Source organism: Mesorhizobium sp. WSM4847 (assembly GCF_055811335.1).
The window spans coordinates 90,928-107,793 of record NZ_JBVVPY010000013.1; the positions used below are offsets into that span (position 1 = coordinate 90,928).

The following is a 16,866-nucleotide window of genomic DNA, read 5'->3' on the forward strand; positions in this document are numbered from 1 at the left end:
CCCCGCGCCGCCCCCCCCCCCAAATAAAAACCCAAAATAACCAAAAACCCCCCCCCCCCCCCTTATTTTTCTGCCCATTGGTTCCAAAAACAAACACCCCCCCCCCCCCGCCCCCGGGGGGGGGCCTTTTCATGATGGGAAAGGTGGCAGGCCTGCGACGTGGCCGACCACGCCATCCTCGGTCAGTTCGGCAAGCGCCAGCGACTGATCGAGATGTTCGGCCCGCCAGGCAAGCAGCCTTTCGGCAAGCTCCAGCCGGACCGGCAGATAGGCCGGATCGGCAGCGACATTGCTCAGTTCGTCCTGATCCTTCTCAAGGTCGAACAGCAGCGGCGGCAGGCCGCCGGCGAAATGTACATATTTGAATTGTTTCGTGCGGATGACCGCCAGATTGCACTGGCGCGGACCGATGCCGAAATAGCGCTCGGCATCAGCGTCGGCAACCGAGCGGAAATCGAACTCCCAATGCGCGGCCTCGCGCCAATTGGCCGGCTCCCCGGCATCCAGGAACGGCTTCAGCGATTGTCCGTCGAGATGCGGCGGGAATACCTCGCCAAGCAGATCGAGCAATGTCGGCGCTATGTCGACTGCTTCGGTGAATCGGTCGACGCTGGAGCCGGCCGCCTTGCGGCGACGCGGGTCGCGGATGATCAGCGGAATATGAAAACTGCCGTCGAAGAAGCCGCCCTTGCCCAGCATGAAATGGTCGCCCATCATCTCGGCATGGTCAGAGGTCAGCACGATGATGGTGTCGTCCCAGGCATCCGCCGCCTTGACCACCTGCCAGATGCGGCCAAGCTGCGCGTCGACTTCCGAGATCATGCCGTAATAAAGCGCGCGGATGCGGCGAAAATTGTCGTCGCCCCAGTCGCGCACCTTGCCCTCTGCGCCGGGGCGGAAATTTGCCCGCTGCTGCTGCCCAAGTTCATAGGCAAGGTAGGGGTGGCTCTGCGCCTCGGCCTGCCAGTTCGCGGCGCGGCGGAAGGTTGTTCCGTCGGCTGGATCATACATCTTGTTGTAAGGCTCCGGCACGATGAAGGGCGGATGCGGGCTGAGGAAGGAAAGATGCGCAAACCACGGTGTACCGCGCTCCTGTTCGCCGAGCCAGCGGACGAATTCGCCGGTCAGGAAGGCGGCTGGGGTCTCGTCCTTCGAGTAGACGGGCGGTGAGGTGGTCACGGCGCCGTCCGAAGCAACGATTTCGTCCGCTGGGCGATGGATATCGGGAAAACCGGCGCTGCTATCGATGCCGCGCGCCTTGAGCCATGACAGCCACGGTTTCTGGTGCTCCGGCAGGAGTTGGCGCACGGTGAAGCCGGGCAGCACGCCTTCATAGCTTTTCAGCCGCGGGTCGCCTGGCGCCAGCGTGCGCGGATCGGGCGACACGTCGGTATAGCCGAACAGCGTCGGATCATAGCCGAGACTGCGTGCCGAGAGTGCGATGTTGCCATGGCGAGCGTCGAGCGGCGTGCCGTTGCGGCAGACGCGGTTGTTCATCTGGTAAAGGCCGGTGTAGAGGCAGGCGCGTGCCGGCGAGCAGGGCGCCGCCCCGCCAAAATGCTGTCGAAACAGCACACCCTCGGCGGCGAGCGCATCGGCATTCGGCGTTCGCACCACCTTGTGGCCTGCCGCCGACAGGCAGTCGCCGCGCCACTGGTCGCAGGTGATCAGGAGAACATTCGGGCGTCTGTCTTTTCTGACCAATGCTGGTGTCCTTCATTGAAAACCTGTCGCTCATGGAGCCGAATTTTTGTGGCGACACAAGCCTCAGGTGTTTGCAAAATGGTGAACAAAAGTCGCTTTATTGTTCACTTATGGAGCACAGTCTATTCTGTGTTTGCGGCCTTTGCCGCCGGCTGGCGGCTCCTCATATTGGCGTGGACCGCGGCATGGGCCGCACAGGACAAGGAAGGAGCAGGAAAATGCTCAACCAGATCAGGGGTCTGCATCACGTCACCTCGATGGCCAGGGATGCGCGCCAGAACAACGAGTTCTTCACAAAAAAGCTCGGCCTGCGCCGGGTCAAGAAAACCGTCAATTTCGACGCGCCGGATGTCTACCATCTCTACTATGCCGACGAGCTCGGCACGCCCGGTTCGGTGATGACCTATTTTCCGTTCCCCAACATCGGCAAGGGCCGCCACGGCGTTGGCGAGGTCGGCACCACGGTCTATTCGGTGCCCGAAGGCACGCTTGCCTATTGGGAAAAGCGTTTTGCCGATGAGGGCGTCGCCGGGCTGTCGCGCGAAGAGAGCTTCGGCGACAAGCGCCTTGGCTTCGCCGGTCCCGATGGCGACGGGTTTGCGCTGGTCGAGAACAAGGCCGACACCCGTGCGCCATGGGCGAAGGGCGATGTTCCGTCCGACGAGGCGATCCGCGGCTTTCACTCGGTGTCGCTCAGGCTGAAGGACGGCGGCGCCACGGAAGAGCTGCTGAATTTCATGGGCTATGAGGAAGTCGACACGTCCGGCACTGTAAAAAGGCTGGCGCTGAAGGACGGCAACGGCGCCAACATCGTCGATATCGAATCGCTGCCGGGCGCCGCTTTTGCCGATCTCGGCGCCGGCTCGGTCCACCACGTCGCCTTCGCTGTCGAAAACCGCGCCAAGCAGCTCGAAGTGCGCAAGGCGCTGATGGACACCGGCTACCAGGTGACGCCGGTGATCGACCGCGATTATTTCTGGGCGATCTATTTCCGCACGCCGGGCGGCGTGCTGTTCGAAGTCGCCACCAACGAGCCGGGCTTCGACCGCGACGAGGACGCCGCCCATCTCGGCGAGGCGCTGAAGCTGCCGTCGCAGCACCAGCATCTGAGGCCCTATCTCGAGCAACATCTGCAAAAGCTGGAAGACTAAAAGCGCATCGCGTTTGACCAGGTTGGGCGACGCGCTTTTAGTTTGGTTTTGTGCATGTCGTCATCGCAAAACCGCTGCGCACTTTTGCGCGACATGCATTAAGGACAAGGCCATGAGCAAGGACGCTTACACCTATAGGACACTGCCGGGTTCGCCTGATGGATCGCTGCTCTTCGTCTTCCACGGCACCGGGGCCGACGAGAACCAGCTTCTGTCGCTCGGGCGTGATCTCGCGCCGCAGGCGACTATCGTTTCGCCGCGCGGCGATGTCTCGGAAGACGGTGCTGCGCGCTTCTTTCGCCGCACCGGCGAGGGCGTCTACGACATGGACGACCTGGCGCGAGCGACGGACAAGATGATTGGCTTCGTCAAGGCGCATATCGGGGCGCATGTCGAGGCGTCAAAGCCCGCGTCGGTGCTTGGCCTCGGCTATTCCAACGGCGCCAACATCCTGGCCTCGGTGGTGTTCGCGGCGCCCTCTCTGTTCGACGCGGCGGTGCTGATGCATCCGCTGATCCCATTCGAGCCGGAGATCGAGGGAAGTCTCGCCGGCCGCCGCATCCTGGTCACAGCAGGCAGGCGCGATCCGATCTGTCCGCCCAACCTGACGTCGCGGCTAGAAGCCCATTTGCGCGCCGATGGCGCCGATGTCACAGTGGAGTGGCACGACGGCGGCCATGAGGTGCAGTCGAACGAGATCGAGGCGGCGCGGCGGTTCCTGTCCGCTACGCCGGCAGAAGGAGCGTAAGCAATGCCTGACCAATTGCCGGAGGTCGAACTGGAGGATCGCGGTTCCAAGGGCCGTTATCTCCTGCGCGGGCCTGACGGCGCCGAGGCGGAGATGACTTTTACCAAGGTCGGCGAGCACCAGATCATCATCGACCACACCGAAGTGCCGGATGCGTTTCGCGGCCAGGGCGCGGGACTTAGGCTCGTTACCCGCGCCGTCGAGGACGCGCGCGCGGCGGGCAAGAAGATCATTCCGCTCTGCCCGTTCGCCAACGCCCAGTTCCGGCGTCACCAGGAATGGGCCGACGTGCTGAAGCAATAGCGCCGGTCCTGGCGCCAAGCCTCGGCGCACGATGACGGTTGCGGGCGGGCAGCCACAAGCGCTCGCTTCATTTGCGCAGATTGCCAGTCTTGCCAGTGGCCATTCTTACCCCGTGGCCAGCCTTGGCCACTGGGTCGTCTTGCCTAGTGGGTATTGCCTTGCCTAAGTAGGATATTGCCCGCCCGACCAATCGAACCGAAATGATCCCTTGATGACCGAAACCGATCTTGTTCCCGTCTTCGACGGCCACAACGACACGCTGCTCAGGCTCTATCAGTCGAAAGACGCGGATGTCGAAAAGCTGTTCATCGAGGGAACATCGGGTGGCCACATCGACCTGCCGCGTGCGAAACAGGGCGGCTTTGCCGGCGGCATGTTCGCAATCTTTCCGCCGCCGGTCGAGAAATCCAAGCGCAGTGCGGTTCCTCCCGCGCCAAGCGATATCGAGCCCTTGCCGCCCGAAATTCCGCGCGCCGACGCGCTTGCTTCCACCATCGCCATGGCCTCGATCCTGTTCAGGCTGGAACGAGCGTCGGCGCTCACCGTCTGCCGCAGCGCCGGCGATGTGCGAAACGCGATGGCGCAAGGGTCGATCGCAGCGGTGTTCCATATCGAAGGCGTCGAGGCGATCGACCCCGAACTGACCATGCTCGACGTGCTGCATGCGGCCGGCTTGCGCTCGCTCGGCATCGTCTGGAGCCGCCCGAACGCTTTCGGCCATGGCGTGCCGTTCCGTTTCCCGTCGACGCCCGACACCGGACCTGGCCTGACCGATGCCGGCAAGGCGCTGGTCAAGGCCTGCAACCAGCTCGGCATCATGGTCGATCTTTCGCACCTCAACGAGAAGGGGTTTCGCGACGTCGCCGACATCAGCGACGCACCACTGGTCGCGACCCATTCCAATGTCCATGCGATCTGCGGCCATTCGCGTAACCTCACCGAATGGCAGCTCGGCGCGATCCGCGACTCGGGCGGCATGGTCGGGCTGAATTTCGCGACCGGGTTTTTGCGCGAAGACGGCAGGATGAATGCCGATACCAGTCTCGACGTCATGGTGCGCCATGTCGATTCACTGCTGCAGGCTTTGGGCGAAGACGGCGTCGGGCTCGGGTCCGACTTCGACGGCGCCATGATCCCGGCTGTGGTCGGCGACGTCACCGGCCTGCCGAAGCTGCTCGACGCGTTCGCCGCGCGCGGCTTCGGTCGCGCGCTGATCGAGAAGATCGCCTACCGCAACTGGATAAGCATGCTGGAAAAGACCATTGGCTAAAGCGGGTCGCCCGGCGGAGCAGCCAGCAACCTGCAATTCGATCGAGCGGGGTTTGATGATCTCGACAGGACCGTTGTCTCCGAAGCTCAAGCCGCGGATGATTGCGGACTTCGAGACCTTCAGGGCCGGCTCTTGAAGCGCCAGACCGTACGAACCGATGTCGCCATCGTCGGCGCCGGCTTTACCGGCCTGTCAGCCGCGCATGAATTGAGCAAGGCCGGCATCGATCTTGCGCTGCTCGAGGCGCGCGGCCGCGTCGGCGGGCGGGTCGAGTCCCAGTGGAACGGGCTTGGCGAGCGGATCGACAGCGGCGGTCAGTTCCTGTGCGAGGACATGCCGGAACTGATGGCCCTGGTGCGAACGCGCGGCAAGACGTTGGTCGAGACCTATGCTAAGGGCGAGTTCGTTGCCCAGCCGCTGACCGGCGCAAAGCAAGTCGAGCGAATCTACCACGCCTCGATGTCGATCCGCGACCGCATGAACGCGATCGCACCGGGCGATCCGGCTATCGCCGGCTTGACCGTCGCCGCATGGCTCGATCGCCAGAACGATCCCGGCGAGGCCAAGGCGGCTTTCCGCTCGATGATCGAGGGCCTGTGGTGCCAAGCGCTTGAAAAACTGCCGCTTTGGCACCTCATCGACAATGACCGCCGTATCACCAACGAGGTGTCGGAGCTGCAGTATTTCGTGCACGAAACCATGCAGTCCCTGGCGGATGATCTGGCTGGCGATCTCGGCAACCGCCTGCGATTGAACACGCCGGTCAGAACGATCGAGTGCAGACCGGGAGGCGTTCGTCTCGCGTCGACGACGGGCTCGATCACGGCACGAATAGCGCTGATCGCCATGCCGCCGATGATGGCTTCGAAGCTGGACTTCGCGCCGCCGCTGCCGGCTGTCTTGCAAAAGGTTCTCGGCGTCTGGCAAAGCGGCGCGGTGATCAAAATACAGCTGCGCTATGCCACCGCCTTTTGGCGCGCCAAGGGCCTGAGCGGCATGGTGATGTGGCGCGATCCGCCGGCACTTTTTGCCTGTGACGTCAGCAAGGATTGTGGCCACCCTGCGTTGGTCGTCTTCGTCGGCGGGCCGCTTGCCCTCCGCTGGCGGGAACTTGGAGATGCCGCGTTGCGCACCGAGGTTACGGCGCGGCTGCAGCAGGCGCTCGGCACGGATGCAGGCAAGTTCACCGATTTCAGCTGTCGCGACTGGACCGATGATCGCTGGAGCGGCGGCGGCTACGCCGATCTCATCATCGATACAAGCGCCACCGAGGCCGAACAAACTATCCTGGCCGGCGCGCCGCCAGTGTATTTTGCATCTTCGGAATTGTCGCCGTCGTTTCCGGGCTATGTCGAAGGCGCAATCGTGGCTGGGCGCATTGCGGCACAGAAAATCCTCAGGGATTTTAATCTGCAGTAATCACCAGCGCCTCATGGTGCAGGCGAGGGCGTCTCAAAGTGGCGACCGGACGTCGCCGGGCCAGAGCGGCGGCGCGATTTGATCCCGTGAACATGCGACTGCACGAAAACAGTTCGGCAACGAACTGCCTCGCCCCTGCGATGACCGGATGTGCCCGCCGAAATCCCGTTTCAAAGCTGTTACACGGTCAGTTTGCGTGCGTCGTTCGTCCGTTACAAGGTGCGACTAAGTTCGTTTCAACAAAAAAAGAAGATCGACGAAGGGAAGCGCGATGTATACGAAAATCCGGACTGCCTGCAATAACCGCCGTCTGCAAGCGCTGAAGGGCAAGGATCGGCGGCCGAAGCTGGCGCTGCGCCAGCGCGCCAACGACCATCCGATGGCGCTGTTCGTGGTGCTGGGCGCCGCCGCGTTCGCCGGCATGGCGTTCGCGCCGACTGTTGGTCCCGCCTTTGCTTCACTGAACCCGCCGGCAAACATCGTCAAGGGCGCGCCGACCACGACCAAGACCGCGCGGCTGCCGATGCCGGAGATCGATTTTGTCTGCAAGGGGCAGGCCTGGGGCGCCGAGAGTGCGGAGTGCCTGCGCGTCATTGCCGAGCAATCCGGCATTCACAAGGCCCGCGCGGTTCGCGTGATCGCCAATGCCGCGCCGCTGACCGATACGCCGAACGTTTTTTGATGCCCGAGCGACCCCTCCAGCGCTCCAGGCAGGCTCCCGCCGCATCCTCGGCCGGGAGGTCTTTTTTCTCTGGAAAGCCCCTTTGTCGAGCATCGGATTTTTTCAAAACCGATTTCCACCAGTCCGAAGTCCTAGCTGCCCAATGCGGCCTGCTCGGCGATGGCCGACAGCACCCCGCGCACGTCCAGCGTGCTGAACGGCTTTTCCAGGATCTGCGGCCGCTGCGGCGCCGGCAATGCCTCGATTTCGGCTTTCGCGCCGATCAGGTCGCCGGTGACCAGAACGAAGCGCCGCGCCAGATCAGGCTTTTCGGCGAGCAGTTCGCGATAGATCGATATGCCGCTGGTGCCGGGCATGCGCAGATCGGAAAAGACGATGTCCGGCGGCATATGGCCCGACAAGGTCGCGGCGGCTGACGCCCAGGCCGGCACGATCCGCGACTTGATGCCCATCAACTCCAGAATGTCGGACAGCGAGGCGGCGACATCCGGCTCGTCGTCGATGATCAGGGCATGGCGCAATCCGCTCGAGCGCGACGGGCTTTCGCCGGCGGCGGCCGCGCCGCCGGCGATCGCCGGCAACTGGACGACGAAACGGGCGCCTCTCGGCAGAACTTCCTCGAACCAGACATTGCCATTATGCCGTTCGATGATCGATTTCGAGATCGATAGGCCGATGCCGGTGCCGACGCCGACCGGCTTGGTGGTGAAATACGATTCGAAGATGCGAGAGCGTATCGCTTCCGGCACGCCCGGCCCGTTGTCCTCGACCGAGAAACAGGGATTGCCGCGATCGCTGCGAAACGTGCGAACCTTGATCAGCCTGTCGCCGCCGATGCCGGCCAGAGCGTGCTGGCTGTTGATGAGGAAGTTGGCGGCAACTTGCGTCACATGGTCGGCGTCGGCCATGGCCAGCAGCGGGCCGCTGGCGAAATCGGTATCGATAATGATGCCGGTCGACCTGGCGCCGTAGGCGGTCACTTCGAGTGCCGCGCGGACCACCTGGTTGAGGTCGGTCTCGGCCTGCGACGCCGGATGCAGGCGGACCATCGAGAGGAAGCTCTTGACGATGCGGCCGCAGCGCTCTGCGGCGGCGCGCACCTTTTCGGCGCGCACCTTGGTCTGCGGGTCTGAAGCGAACTCGTGCAACAAAGTCGATTGGGCGACGACCACGGCAAGCGGGTTGTTGAGCTCGTGTGACACGCCGGCAAGCAGCGAGCCCATCGCCGCCATCTTCTCGTTCTGGTGCAGCTTTTCGCGCTGGCGGCCGATCTCCTCCTCGGCACGCAATTTGTCGCGGAGGTCGCGGATCGAGCCGAAGATCAGGCGGCGGTCGGCGACCCGCATCTCGGTTGCCGTCAATTCGATCGGAAAGACCTCGCCGGCAGCATTCTGGGTGACGGTCTCGATCCGCTGCCCGACCATCGGCGCGCCGCGGCCCGACATGTATTCGGCGCCCGACACATAGCCCTTGCGATAATAATCCGGAACGACGGTGTCGAGCAGGTCCTTGCCGAGGATGTCGCTGCGCTGGTAGCCGAACATCTTTTCGGCGGCCGGATTGAACTCGATGATCGAACCGGTCTCGTCGATGACGATGATCGCGTCGAGCGAGGCCTGCAGCATGGTGCGGCGGATGACTTCGCTGGCGTGGGCATCGGAAAGCGATCGTTCGATGGCGTCGCCGATGGCCAGCGCCACGATGTGCAGCGTCGCCACTTCCTCGTCGGTCCATTCGCGCTCGTTCACGCAGTCGTTGACCGCCAGCGTGCCCCACAGATGGCCATGCGCAAAGACCGACACCGACAGGAACGACTTGATGTGCTGCTTTTCGAAGTCGGTTCTCAGAAAGCCTTCGAGGTCGCGCGTGTGTCCCGCGAAGATCTTGCCTTGCCGCTCGTCCTCCGCCAACCGTTCCAGCAGTGGGTCCGAATTGACAACCGACTGCATGATCACCGTCGGCGATGCCAGTTCGCCACCATATCGGGGGTCGATCCAGTAGGCCGCCACCGATTGGGCAAAGCCCTGGCCGGGCAGCTCGCGCAGCCGAAACAGGATGCCGCGCTGGCAATCCATGGCCTCGCACAGCCTTTCAAGGATGCTGCCCATCTCGCGCTGCCAGTCGCCAGCTTCGTGAAGCCGGCGAACGATGTGAACAGCGGCCATCGCCGCGCCCTGCCTGACGCCGTGCCTATCGCCGCGTGCTTCAGCCGTCATGGTCAGCCGTCATTTCACAGTCGTGCCACCGAGAGTGGTTGGTCGCGCCGCTCAGTTGCCTTCGCCGGTCGGCAGCGAGAAGATATAGCCTTCGCCGCGGACTGTGCGCAGGAATTTCGGATTGGCCGGGTCCGCCTCGATCTTCTTCCTCAGCCTCATGATGCGGATATCGACTGCACGTGAGGATTCAGGATCTTCCGCGAAGCCGATCGCCTCGGAGATCGCCGCACGCGTCAGCAAGCGGTTGGCACGCGTCAGGAAGACCTCCAGCACGTCGAACTCGCTCTTGGCCAGGTCGATGACCGTCCCATTGGTGCCGGTGACGAACCGACCGTCGAGATCGGCATGGAAAGGTCCGAAGCTCATGGAACGGCGGTTGGCAGTTGTTTCGGCCTTGGCGGCCTGCGGCTCGGCCGGCTGCGGCACGCGGCGCAGCACGCTGCGGACCCGCGCCAGCACCTCGCGCAATTCGTAGGGCTTGACGATGTAGTCGTCAGCGCCGAGTTCCAGCCCGACGATGCGGTCGAGCGCGGTGCCGGCGGCAGTGGCATAGATGATGCCGATCGGCGTTTTCGAGCGCATCCAGCGGCCAAGCGACAGGCCGTCCTCGCCCGGCATGGCGATGTCGAGGATGGCCAGGTGAAACGACTGCGTTTCCAGCAAGGTTCGCGCAGCGCTGGCACTCTCGGCCGTAGCGACATCGTAGCCGCTGGCGTCGAGATACTCGGCAACCGCGTCCCTCAGATCCGGCTCGTCCTCGACGACGACAATTCGTGCCCGCACGATGCTCTCGCTCCCACTTTCAGCGGAAAGTAGATTGGGTATAAACATCATGTCCAGCACTCATCTTGGGTTGCCGGGTTGCAGGGTAGAAAAAAATGGCTGCACGATCCATCATCGCGCTTGTTTCCGTCGCCGAAGTGGTCGCAACCGATCTGGCCGACCATCTCGAACGGCGCGGTCATGACGTGCGCGCAGTGCGGCAGCCGTGGGAGGCCGAATCCTTGCTTTCCGGAAACGGCATCGATGTCGTTGTCGTCGGCGACAGCCTCAGCCAGGCGGAAGGGCGTGATCTGCTCAAGCGCCATGGCGGCGAGGGCGGGCCGGATTTCATCCTGATCTGCCGGCCGGCCGATCTCGTCGACAAGGTGCTGGCGCTCGAACTCGGCGCCGCCGACGTCGTCGAGAGCCCGCTCAACGTCAGGGAACTCGCCGCCCGTATCGGCGGCTTGCTGGCACGGCGCGGCCGGAACGCCGGGGAATTGGTCGTGCTGGAGAACGCGACGGTCGACCTCCGGTCGGCCATGGTCATGCATCGCTCCGGCACGGAAGAACAGTTGTCGCCGGGTCAGGTGGCGCTGCTCAGATTGTTCCTGGCCAGTCCGCGCAAGGTCTTGACGCGCGACGATATCATTGCCGCCGCGCCCGCCGAAAATGCCGATGCCTTCGATCGCTCGATCGATTCGCGCATCGTGCGACTGCGCCGCAAGCTCGACACCGAAACCATCACCACCATACGGGGTGCGGGCTACCGGTTCGATCCGCCGACGCAGTTCTTCGACTGAGGCCGCGGCCCTCACCGTACTGTCCACAGGCCCAGGCGCTCAGCGCACCACGAGAAGCGACGGACCTGACGGCATTTCGCTGGCCGCGACGAATTCGCTGGCATGGGCACGATCCCTGAGAAGCACGGTGGCGAGGCCGGCAAAGCCGAGCAGGCCCTGTGCGTAGAGCAGTGCGGAAAGTACCGAAGCTGCAAATTTCGTGTTCATCGTTTTCGTCCCCCAAATTTGGTTTCAGGTTCGCTTCAGGGAAAACCCCGAAGTGCCCGCGCCGCCATCGGAGCCCCCCGTTGCGGCGCGGGCCTTCGGTCCTCTCGGCTGCAAGTTGCCGGAGGTGCCGCGCATCTTCTTCAGCCCAAAACCGACCCGCCAGAGGGCCTTGAGCCGGTTATGCGCAGGCTGGAGACGATCCAGACCGTGGCGAAAACAGTGCGGCATGCAAATCAACACTGCGGCTATGCTTATCCTGAACAGCCAGGAGATCGCGTTAGACTGCATGTTCATCTTCGTTTGTGCCGGCTGTTTTCGTTGGGTCAACTCTGCGGGCGGCCTGTATCCAGATCATGCCGCTCGAGTCCGCGCTTTGTTGCCGATTGGTTTCGAGCCAAGTCAAATTTCTTTCATGTGAGGCAAGATCGCACTTTCCCCAGAGACGACAGTACCTTTTCGCGGGTCCGAGCTCGACCAGGCAAACCGTCCTGTCCTTGGTTTCACCCCTGCAAATGCCTCGGATGGGCCTCCGGCCGTTAACCAGAGGAAACAGTTTCGAAACAGAAACGTCGGCCGTGCGAAATCAATTCGAAACGTGACCCAACGACAAGCCCAGTCATCGAATTGGAGCCGGGCCATACCCGGCAGACAGGGGGATATCATGTACACTGCCATTTCCGCCAAGCTTATCAACATCGCCGCCGCCGTCACCGCGGGCACGGTTCTTCTGTTCGGCGCCGGCAACGGCGTTGCCGATGCTGCCAATCAGGCCGCCAATCGGGCGGCCAATCAGATCGTGGCGCGGATTTCGCTTTCGCAGCAGACGATGGAAGTCCTCGTCGACGGCCGGCCGACCTTCGCGTGGAAAGTCTCGACCGGCGGTAGGGGGCATCTCACCCCGACCGGGTCGTTCAAGCCGACCCGCATGCACCAGATGTGGTATTCGAGGAAATATGACAACGCGCCGATGCCGCATTCGGTCTTCTTCAAGGGTGGCTACGCCGTGCATGCGACCAATTTCGTCAGGCGCCTCGGCCAGCCGGCCTCGCATGGCTGCGTGCGGCTGCATCCGGACAACGCCGCCGACTTCTACCAGCTTGTCGAGATGTTCGGTCCGACCAACACCAGGATCGTCATCGTCAAATAGATAAAGAAGGCGATTCGGACATCACTGCCCAAGAAAAAAGGCCGGAAGTTTCCGGCCTTTTTGTCAATCAATCAACCGGCACCGGCATCAGCTTCGGGTCCGGCTTCTCGGCGTGATGCGGCAGGTCCTTGCTGGCGATGAAGGTGTAGAACATCGGCACCACGAACAGGGTGAACATGGTTCCCACCAGAATGCCGGTGAAGATCACCAGGCCCATCGAATAGCGCGCTGCGGCGCCAGCGCCGCTGGAAATGATCAGCGGCACCACGCCGAGCGCCATCGCCGCCGTCGTCATCAGGATCGGTCTTAGCCGCACCCTGGCCGAGGCGACGATCGCATCGCGCCGCCGCATCCCGTGGAGCTCGCGCTGCTGGTTGGCGAATTCGACCAGAAGAATGCCGTGTTTGGTGATCAGGCCGATCAGCGTGATCAGCCCGACCTGCGTGTAGATGTTGAGCGTTCCCAGCCCCAGATTGAGCGGCACGATTGCGCCGAAGATCGACAGCGGCACCGACATCATGATGATCAACGGATCGCGGAAGCTTTCGAACTGCGCCGCCAGCACCAGATAGATGACGAGAACAGCTGCCGCGAAGGCGATGATGATCGTGTAGCCCTGTTCCTTCTCCTGTCGCGACTGGCCGGTATAGTCGATGAAGAACGTGTCGGGCAGGCTTTCTCTGGCGATGTCCTCGATGGTCCTCAGCCCGTCGCCGGTGGTCAGCGTGGGCAATGGCAGAGCGGAAATCGTCGCGGAGTTCAACTGGTTGAACTGCTCGATCACGGCCGGCGAGGCGTTGGTCGAGATCTTCACCACCGCCGAGAGCGGCACCATCTCGCCCGACGCGCTGCGGACGAAATACTCGGCCAGCTTTTCAGGGTTGTCGCGGAAGTTCTGCGGCACCTGCGGAATGATGTCGTAGCTGTTGGACTCGCGGTCGAATTGCGCCACCTCGGCGCCACCGACCAAAAGGGTCAGCGTCCGGCCGATGTCGGCGATCGGCAGGTTGAGCGCCGCGGCGCGGTCGCGGTCGATCGTCACCGTCACTTGCGGCGCATCGAAGGACATCGAATTCTGCACGGCGAGGAAGCGACCGGAGGCCTGCGCCTTGTTCTTGATGTCCTCGGCCGCCTCGAACACCTGGGAGGCATCGCCGGTCGAGCGCACCACCATGGTGACCGGCAGGCCGCCGCCGGAGCCGGGCAGCGTCGGTGGGGCGAAGACGAAAGCCTCGACGCCCGCCACCTTGGTAAGGCGGGCGGTGATGTCTTCCTGAAGCTCCTTCGAGCTGCGCTCGCGCTCGGCCCAGTCCTTGAATGCGAAGCCGACGAAGGCGCTGTTCGTCGGGCCCTGAAAGGCGACGGCGGAGAACCGCGCCCTGGTTTCGGGAATATCATTCATCAGCCCGAGAATCTGGTTCACATAGGTCTCGGTGTAGTCCGACGTCGCGTAGCGCGGCGCGTTCACAAGAGACAGCAAGAAGCCCTGGTCTTCTTCCGGCGCCAGTTCGCCGGCGGTCTTGGTGAACATGAAGCCGGTAGTGGCGACCAGTGCGATGACGATCATCAGCGTCACCGGACGATATTTTAGCGAGCCGCTGACCAGCCGCTCATAGACGTTTTCGACGCGCCTGAACGTGTTGTCGACAATGCGCTGGAAGCGGCTGTGCGAGCCGGCCCGCAGGATGCGTGCCGACATCATCGGCGTGACGGTGAGGGCGACGACGCCCGAAAGCACCACTGAGCCGGCAAGCGTCACCGCGAATTCGCGAAACAGTGCGCCGGTCAGGCCGCCGGTGAAGGCCAGCGGCGCGAACACGGCGGCCAGCGTTATCGTCATGGCGATGACGGCGGACGAGATCTCCCGCATGCCGTTGAAGGCCGCCTGCATCGGCGACAAACCGTCTTCCTCCATGTGGCGGTGGATGTTTTCCACCACCACGATGGCATCGTCGACGACAAGGCCGATCGCCAGCACCATGGCCAGCAACGACAAGAGATTGATCGAATAGCCCAGCGTAAACAACAGGAAGCAGACGCCGATCAGCGACAGCGGAATGGTCACGATCGGCATCAGCACCGAGCGGAACGAGCCGAGGAAGAGCAGGATGACGACGATGACGATGGCGACCGCTTCGCCGATGGTCTTGAACACCTCCTCGATCGAAGCGCTGATCTGCTCGGTCGAATCGTACACGATCTCGATCGTCATGCCTTGCGGCAGCGTCTCCTGGATCGTCGGCACAATTTCGTGGATCGCCTCCGCTGTCGTCAGCGGATTGGCGGCCGGCGTCGGGAAGATGGCGAGAAAGATGCCGGGCTTGCCGTTGAAAGTAACCCTGGTGTCGGTGTTCGCCGCGGCGAGCTCGACGCGCGCCACGTCGCGCAGCCTCACCACATTGCCGTCTGTGGAACGAAGCGGAAGAGCGGCGAAAGCCTCCGGCGTCTGCAGCGTCGAGCGGACGGTGATCGAGGAGGCGACGTACTCGTTTTCGGTATTGCCGGGTGCTGAGAGGAAATTCGATGCGTTGATGGCGGTCAGCACGTCCGACGCCGTCACGCCGCGCGCCGCCAGTTTGATCGGGTCGATCCAGACGCGCATCGAATATTCGGCGGCCCCGAAAATCTGCACGTCGGCGACACCCTCGACCGTCGACATGCGCGGCCGCACGACGCGCTCGATATATTCGGTGAGCTGTTCCGGCGTCATGTTCGGATTCTGCATCGAGATATACATCATCGCGAACTGCTCGCCGGTGCCCTTGACGATCACCGGGTCTTCGGACTCGTCCGGCAGGTCGCCGCGCACGCTTTGTACCTTCGACAAGACTTCGTTCAGCGCGACGTCGGGGTTGGACCCGAGTTTCATCTGCACCGTCACGGTGCTTGAGGACGGCCGGCTCGCCGACGTGACGTAATCGATGTTTTCGGTCGAGGCGACGGCACGGGCGATCGGCGCGGAAATGAACCCCTGGATCAGGTCGGCGCTGGCGCCGGGATAGGCTGTGGTGATCGTGATGGCCGTTTCTTCGACTTCCGGATACTGCCGGATCGAGAGGCTGAAGATGCCCTGGAAACCCAGAAGCAGGATCATCAAGGCGAGCACGGTCGAAAGGACCGGACGGCGAATGAAGATGTCGGAGAAGCTCATTTCTGGGCTGCCTGCTGGTTTGCCGGCTTGGTCGGATCGATGGTGTTGTCGACGGCAACGGACATGCCGTTGGAAAGGCGGTTCTGGCCGGCGGTAACGACTTCGTCGCCGGGCGCGATGCCATCCAGGATCTCAACCAGGCCGGCATTACGGCGGCCTGGCTTGACGAACACCTGGGCAAGCACGAGCTGCGGCTTCTGTTCTTCCGCCGTCGGTTCGGCCGGCGCAGCAGCCGATTGTTCCTCGGGTTTTGCCGCGGGCGCTTCAGTCGCGGGCTTCGCACTATCCGTGGTCGGCTTTTCTTCCGCGTTGGCCGCGGCGGCAGGGGCGGCGCCATTGGCTGCGGCTGGCTTCGCTGGACGCACCACAAAGACGAAGTCACCGTAGAGGCTGGAGGTCAGCGCGGTCTGCGGCACCGTCAGCACGTTGTTTTCCTCGGGCAGTTCGACGCGCACCTGCACGAACTGGCCAGGGGTCAGCTTGCCTTCGGGGTTGGCGACCTCGGCCCTGACCGTCACCAGCCGGCTGGTCGGATCGATCTTCGGGTCGATACCGCGGATGGTGCCGGCGAACGGCAGCTCGCCGTCACCAATGCCCAGCCGCACCGTCTGGCCGATCTTCAGCAGCGGAAGCTGCTGTTCGGGAACCGAGAAATCGGCCCGCATCGTCTCCAGATCTTGCAGGGTCGCTACGGAAGTGCCGGGTGAGAGATACTGGCCGAGGTCGATCCTGGGGATACCGACGGTGCCGCCGAACGGCGCTGTCAGCAGCTTCTGCTTGAGCACCGCCTGCAGCCTGTTGACCCGCGAAGCGGAAGCCAATGCGGCTGCCCGCGCCGTATCGAGCGTCGATTCCGAGCCGACATCGCGTTTCTGCAATTCAAGGGCGCGTGTCAACGCCGTCTGGTCGAGCGCTGCTTGCGCCTTCGTCGCATCGAGATCGGCGCGTTCGGCGGCATCGTCGAGCTGAAGGAGACTCGCGTTGGCTTCAACCTTCTGATTGGCGTGAAAAAGGATGTCCTTGACGATGCCGGCGGTTTCGACGGTCAGGTCGACGCCGCGGACCGCGCTGACAGTGCCGATCGCCTCGACGCCCGGCCTCCACTCCGTCGGCTTGACGATTGTCGTCGACACGGTCGCGGCCGGCGGTTTCATCGTGGCGAAGAATTGCTGCATTGCATTGTCGCGGAACAAATTGAAGCCGACGATGCCGCCGCAGACCAGCACGAGCAGAATGAAGGCAATGATAAAACGCTTGATCACGAACAGTCCCCTTGGCCATGGCCCGGCACAACAGTCGGATG

General features: G+C 63.1%; 14 protein-coding genes. 8 read left to right on the top strand and 6 right to left on the bottom strand.

Annotation, left to right across the window (positions count from 1 at the left end; all coding sequences use genetic code 11):
- Positions 1-129 precede the first annotated feature (129 nt).
- A complete protein-coding gene (locus AC0L28_RS19815) occupies positions 130-1,704 on the bottom strand; it encodes an alkaline phosphatase family protein (RefSeq protein WP_473479726.1) in 1,575 nt (524 codons plus the stop codon).
- Positions 1,705-1,922: 218 nt separating this feature from the next.
- Between AC0L28_RS19815 and AC0L28_RS19820 the strand changes: the two genes are divergently transcribed.
- From AC0L28_RS19820 to AC0L28_RS19845, 6 genes are all read left to right on the top strand, one after another.
- The gene (locus AC0L28_RS19820; protein WP_128168773.1) at positions 1,923-2,855 is read left to right on the top strand and encodes a VOC family protein; all 933 of its coding nucleotides are present in this window, start codon (positions 1,923-1,925) and stop codon (positions 2,853-2,855) included.
- 112 nt (positions 2,856-2,967) lie between these two features.
- Positions 2,968-3,603, top strand: a complete 636-nt coding sequence (locus tag AC0L28_RS19825) for an alpha/beta hydrolase (RefSeq protein ID WP_023797122.1) — start codon at positions 2,968-2,970, stop codon at positions 3,601-3,603.
- A gap of 3 nt (positions 3,604-3,606) precedes the next feature.
- Positions 3,607-3,906: a GNAT family N-acetyltransferase gene (locus AC0L28_RS19830; protein ID WP_023797123.1), complete on the top strand. Its 300-nt coding sequence runs from the start codon at positions 3,607-3,609 to the stop codon at positions 3,904-3,906.
- 211 nt (positions 3,907-4,117) lie between these two features.
- On the top strand, positions 4,118-5,176 hold the full coding sequence (locus AC0L28_RS19835; protein WP_473479730.1) for a dipeptidase: 1,059 nt from the start codon (positions 4,118-4,120) through the stop codon (positions 5,174-5,176).
- A gap of 132 nt (positions 5,177-5,308) precedes the next feature.
- On the top strand, positions 5,309-6,595 hold the full coding sequence (locus tag AC0L28_RS19840; protein WP_473479732.1) for a flavin monoamine oxidase family protein: 1,287 nt from the start codon (positions 5,309-5,311) through the stop codon (positions 6,593-6,595).
- A 271-nt stretch (positions 6,596-6,866) separates the two neighbouring features.
- A complete protein-coding gene (locus AC0L28_RS19845; protein WP_473479735.1) occupies positions 6,867-7,277 on the top strand; it encodes a hypothetical protein in 411 nt (136 codons plus the stop codon).
- 131 nt (positions 7,278-7,408) lie between these two features.
- On the opposite strand, the gene AC0L28_RS19850 is transcribed toward AC0L28_RS19845, so the two are convergent.
- On the bottom strand, positions 7,409-9,493 hold the full coding sequence (locus AC0L28_RS19850) for a GAF domain-containing sensor histidine kinase (protein WP_473479738.1): 2,085 nt from the start codon (positions 9,491-9,493) through the stop codon (positions 7,409-7,411).
- 51 nt (positions 9,494-9,544) lie between these two features.
- Positions 9,545-10,324 (bottom strand): response regulator, encoded by a 780-nt coding sequence (locus AC0L28_RS19855; RefSeq protein WP_063830524.1) that lies wholly within the window; start codon positions 10,322-10,324, stop codon positions 9,545-9,547.
- A 47-nt stretch (positions 10,325-10,371) separates the two neighbouring features.
- Here AC0L28_RS19855 and AC0L28_RS19860 point away from each other — a divergent pair, with 47 nt between their 5' ends.
- Entirely contained in the window at positions 10,372-11,058 is a 687-nt protein-coding gene (locus AC0L28_RS19860; RefSeq protein ID WP_473479741.1) for a winged helix-turn-helix domain-containing protein, read from the top strand.
- 39 nt (positions 11,059-11,097) lie between these two features.
- Here AC0L28_RS19860 and AC0L28_RS19865 read toward each other — a convergent pair whose 3' ends face one another.
- Complete coding sequence (locus AC0L28_RS19865; protein WP_023797130.1) at positions 11,098-11,265, bottom strand: hypothetical protein; 168 nt, start codon at positions 11,263-11,265, stop codon at positions 11,098-11,100.
- A 661-nt stretch (positions 11,266-11,926) separates the two neighbouring features.
- Here AC0L28_RS19865 and AC0L28_RS19870 point away from each other — a divergent pair.
- Positions 11,927-12,412 carry a L,D-transpeptidase gene (locus AC0L28_RS19870; protein ID WP_473479744.1) on the top strand — a complete coding sequence of 162 codons (486 nt, stop codon included), beginning with the start codon at positions 11,927-11,929 and terminating at the stop codon, positions 12,410-12,412.
- A 67-nt stretch (positions 12,413-12,479) separates the two neighbouring features.
- Here the strand turns inward: AC0L28_RS19870 and AC0L28_RS19875 are convergent, their stop codons facing one another.
- On the bottom strand, positions 12,480-15,563 hold the full coding sequence (locus AC0L28_RS19875; protein ID WP_287066559.1) for an efflux RND transporter permease subunit: 3,084 nt from the start codon (positions 15,561-15,563) through the stop codon (positions 12,480-12,482).
- Positions 15,560-16,825, bottom strand: a complete 1,266-nt coding sequence (locus AC0L28_RS19880; protein ID WP_473479747.1) for an efflux RND transporter periplasmic adaptor subunit — start codon at positions 16,823-16,825, stop codon at positions 15,560-15,562. The genes AC0L28_RS19875 and AC0L28_RS19880 overlap by 4 nt, the downstream gene beginning before the upstream one ends.
- Positions 16,826-16,866: the final 41 nt, after the last annotated feature.

Excerpts from the sequence above, each read along its gene's own strand:
- AC0L28_RS19845 (WP_473479735.1), top strand. The coding sequence starts at position 6,867 with ATGTATACGAAAATCCGGACTGCCTGCAATAACCGCCGTCTGCAAGCG.
- AC0L28_RS19870 (WP_473479744.1), top strand. The coding sequence starts at position 11,927 with ATGTACACTGCCATTTCCGCCAAGCTTATCAACATCGCCGCCGCCGTC.
- AC0L28_RS19820 (WP_128168773.1), top strand. The coding sequence starts at position 1,923 with ATGCTCAACCAGATCAGGGGTCTGCATCACGTCACCTCGATGGCCAGG.
- AC0L28_RS19860 (WP_473479741.1), top strand. The coding sequence starts at position 10,372 with ATGGCTGCACGATCCATCATCGCGCTTGTTTCCGTCGCCGAAGTGGTC.
- AC0L28_RS19865 (WP_023797130.1), bottom strand. The coding sequence starts at position 11,265 with ATGAACACGAAATTTGCAGCTTCGGTACTTTCCGCACTGCTCTACGCA.
- AC0L28_RS19830 (WP_023797123.1), top strand. The coding sequence starts at position 3,607 with ATGCCTGACCAATTGCCGGAGGTCGAACTGGAGGATCGCGGTTCCAAG.
- AC0L28_RS19850 (WP_473479738.1), bottom strand. The coding sequence starts at position 9,493 with ATGACGGCTGAAGCACGCGGCGATAGGCACGGCGTCAGGCAGGGCGCG.
- AC0L28_RS19825 (WP_023797122.1), top strand. The coding sequence starts at position 2,968 with ATGAGCAAGGACGCTTACACCTATAGGACACTGCCGGGTTCGCCTGAT.
- AC0L28_RS19835 (WP_473479730.1), top strand. The coding sequence starts at position 4,118 with ATGACCGAAACCGATCTTGTTCCCGTCTTCGACGGCCACAACGACACG.
- AC0L28_RS19875 (WP_287066559.1), bottom strand. The coding sequence starts at position 15,563 with ATGAGCTTCTCCGACATCTTCATTCGCCGTCCGGTCCTTTCGACCGTG.
- AC0L28_RS19855 (WP_063830524.1), bottom strand. The coding sequence starts at position 10,324 with ATGTTTATACCCAATCTACTTTCCGCTGAAAGTGGGAGCGAGAGCATC.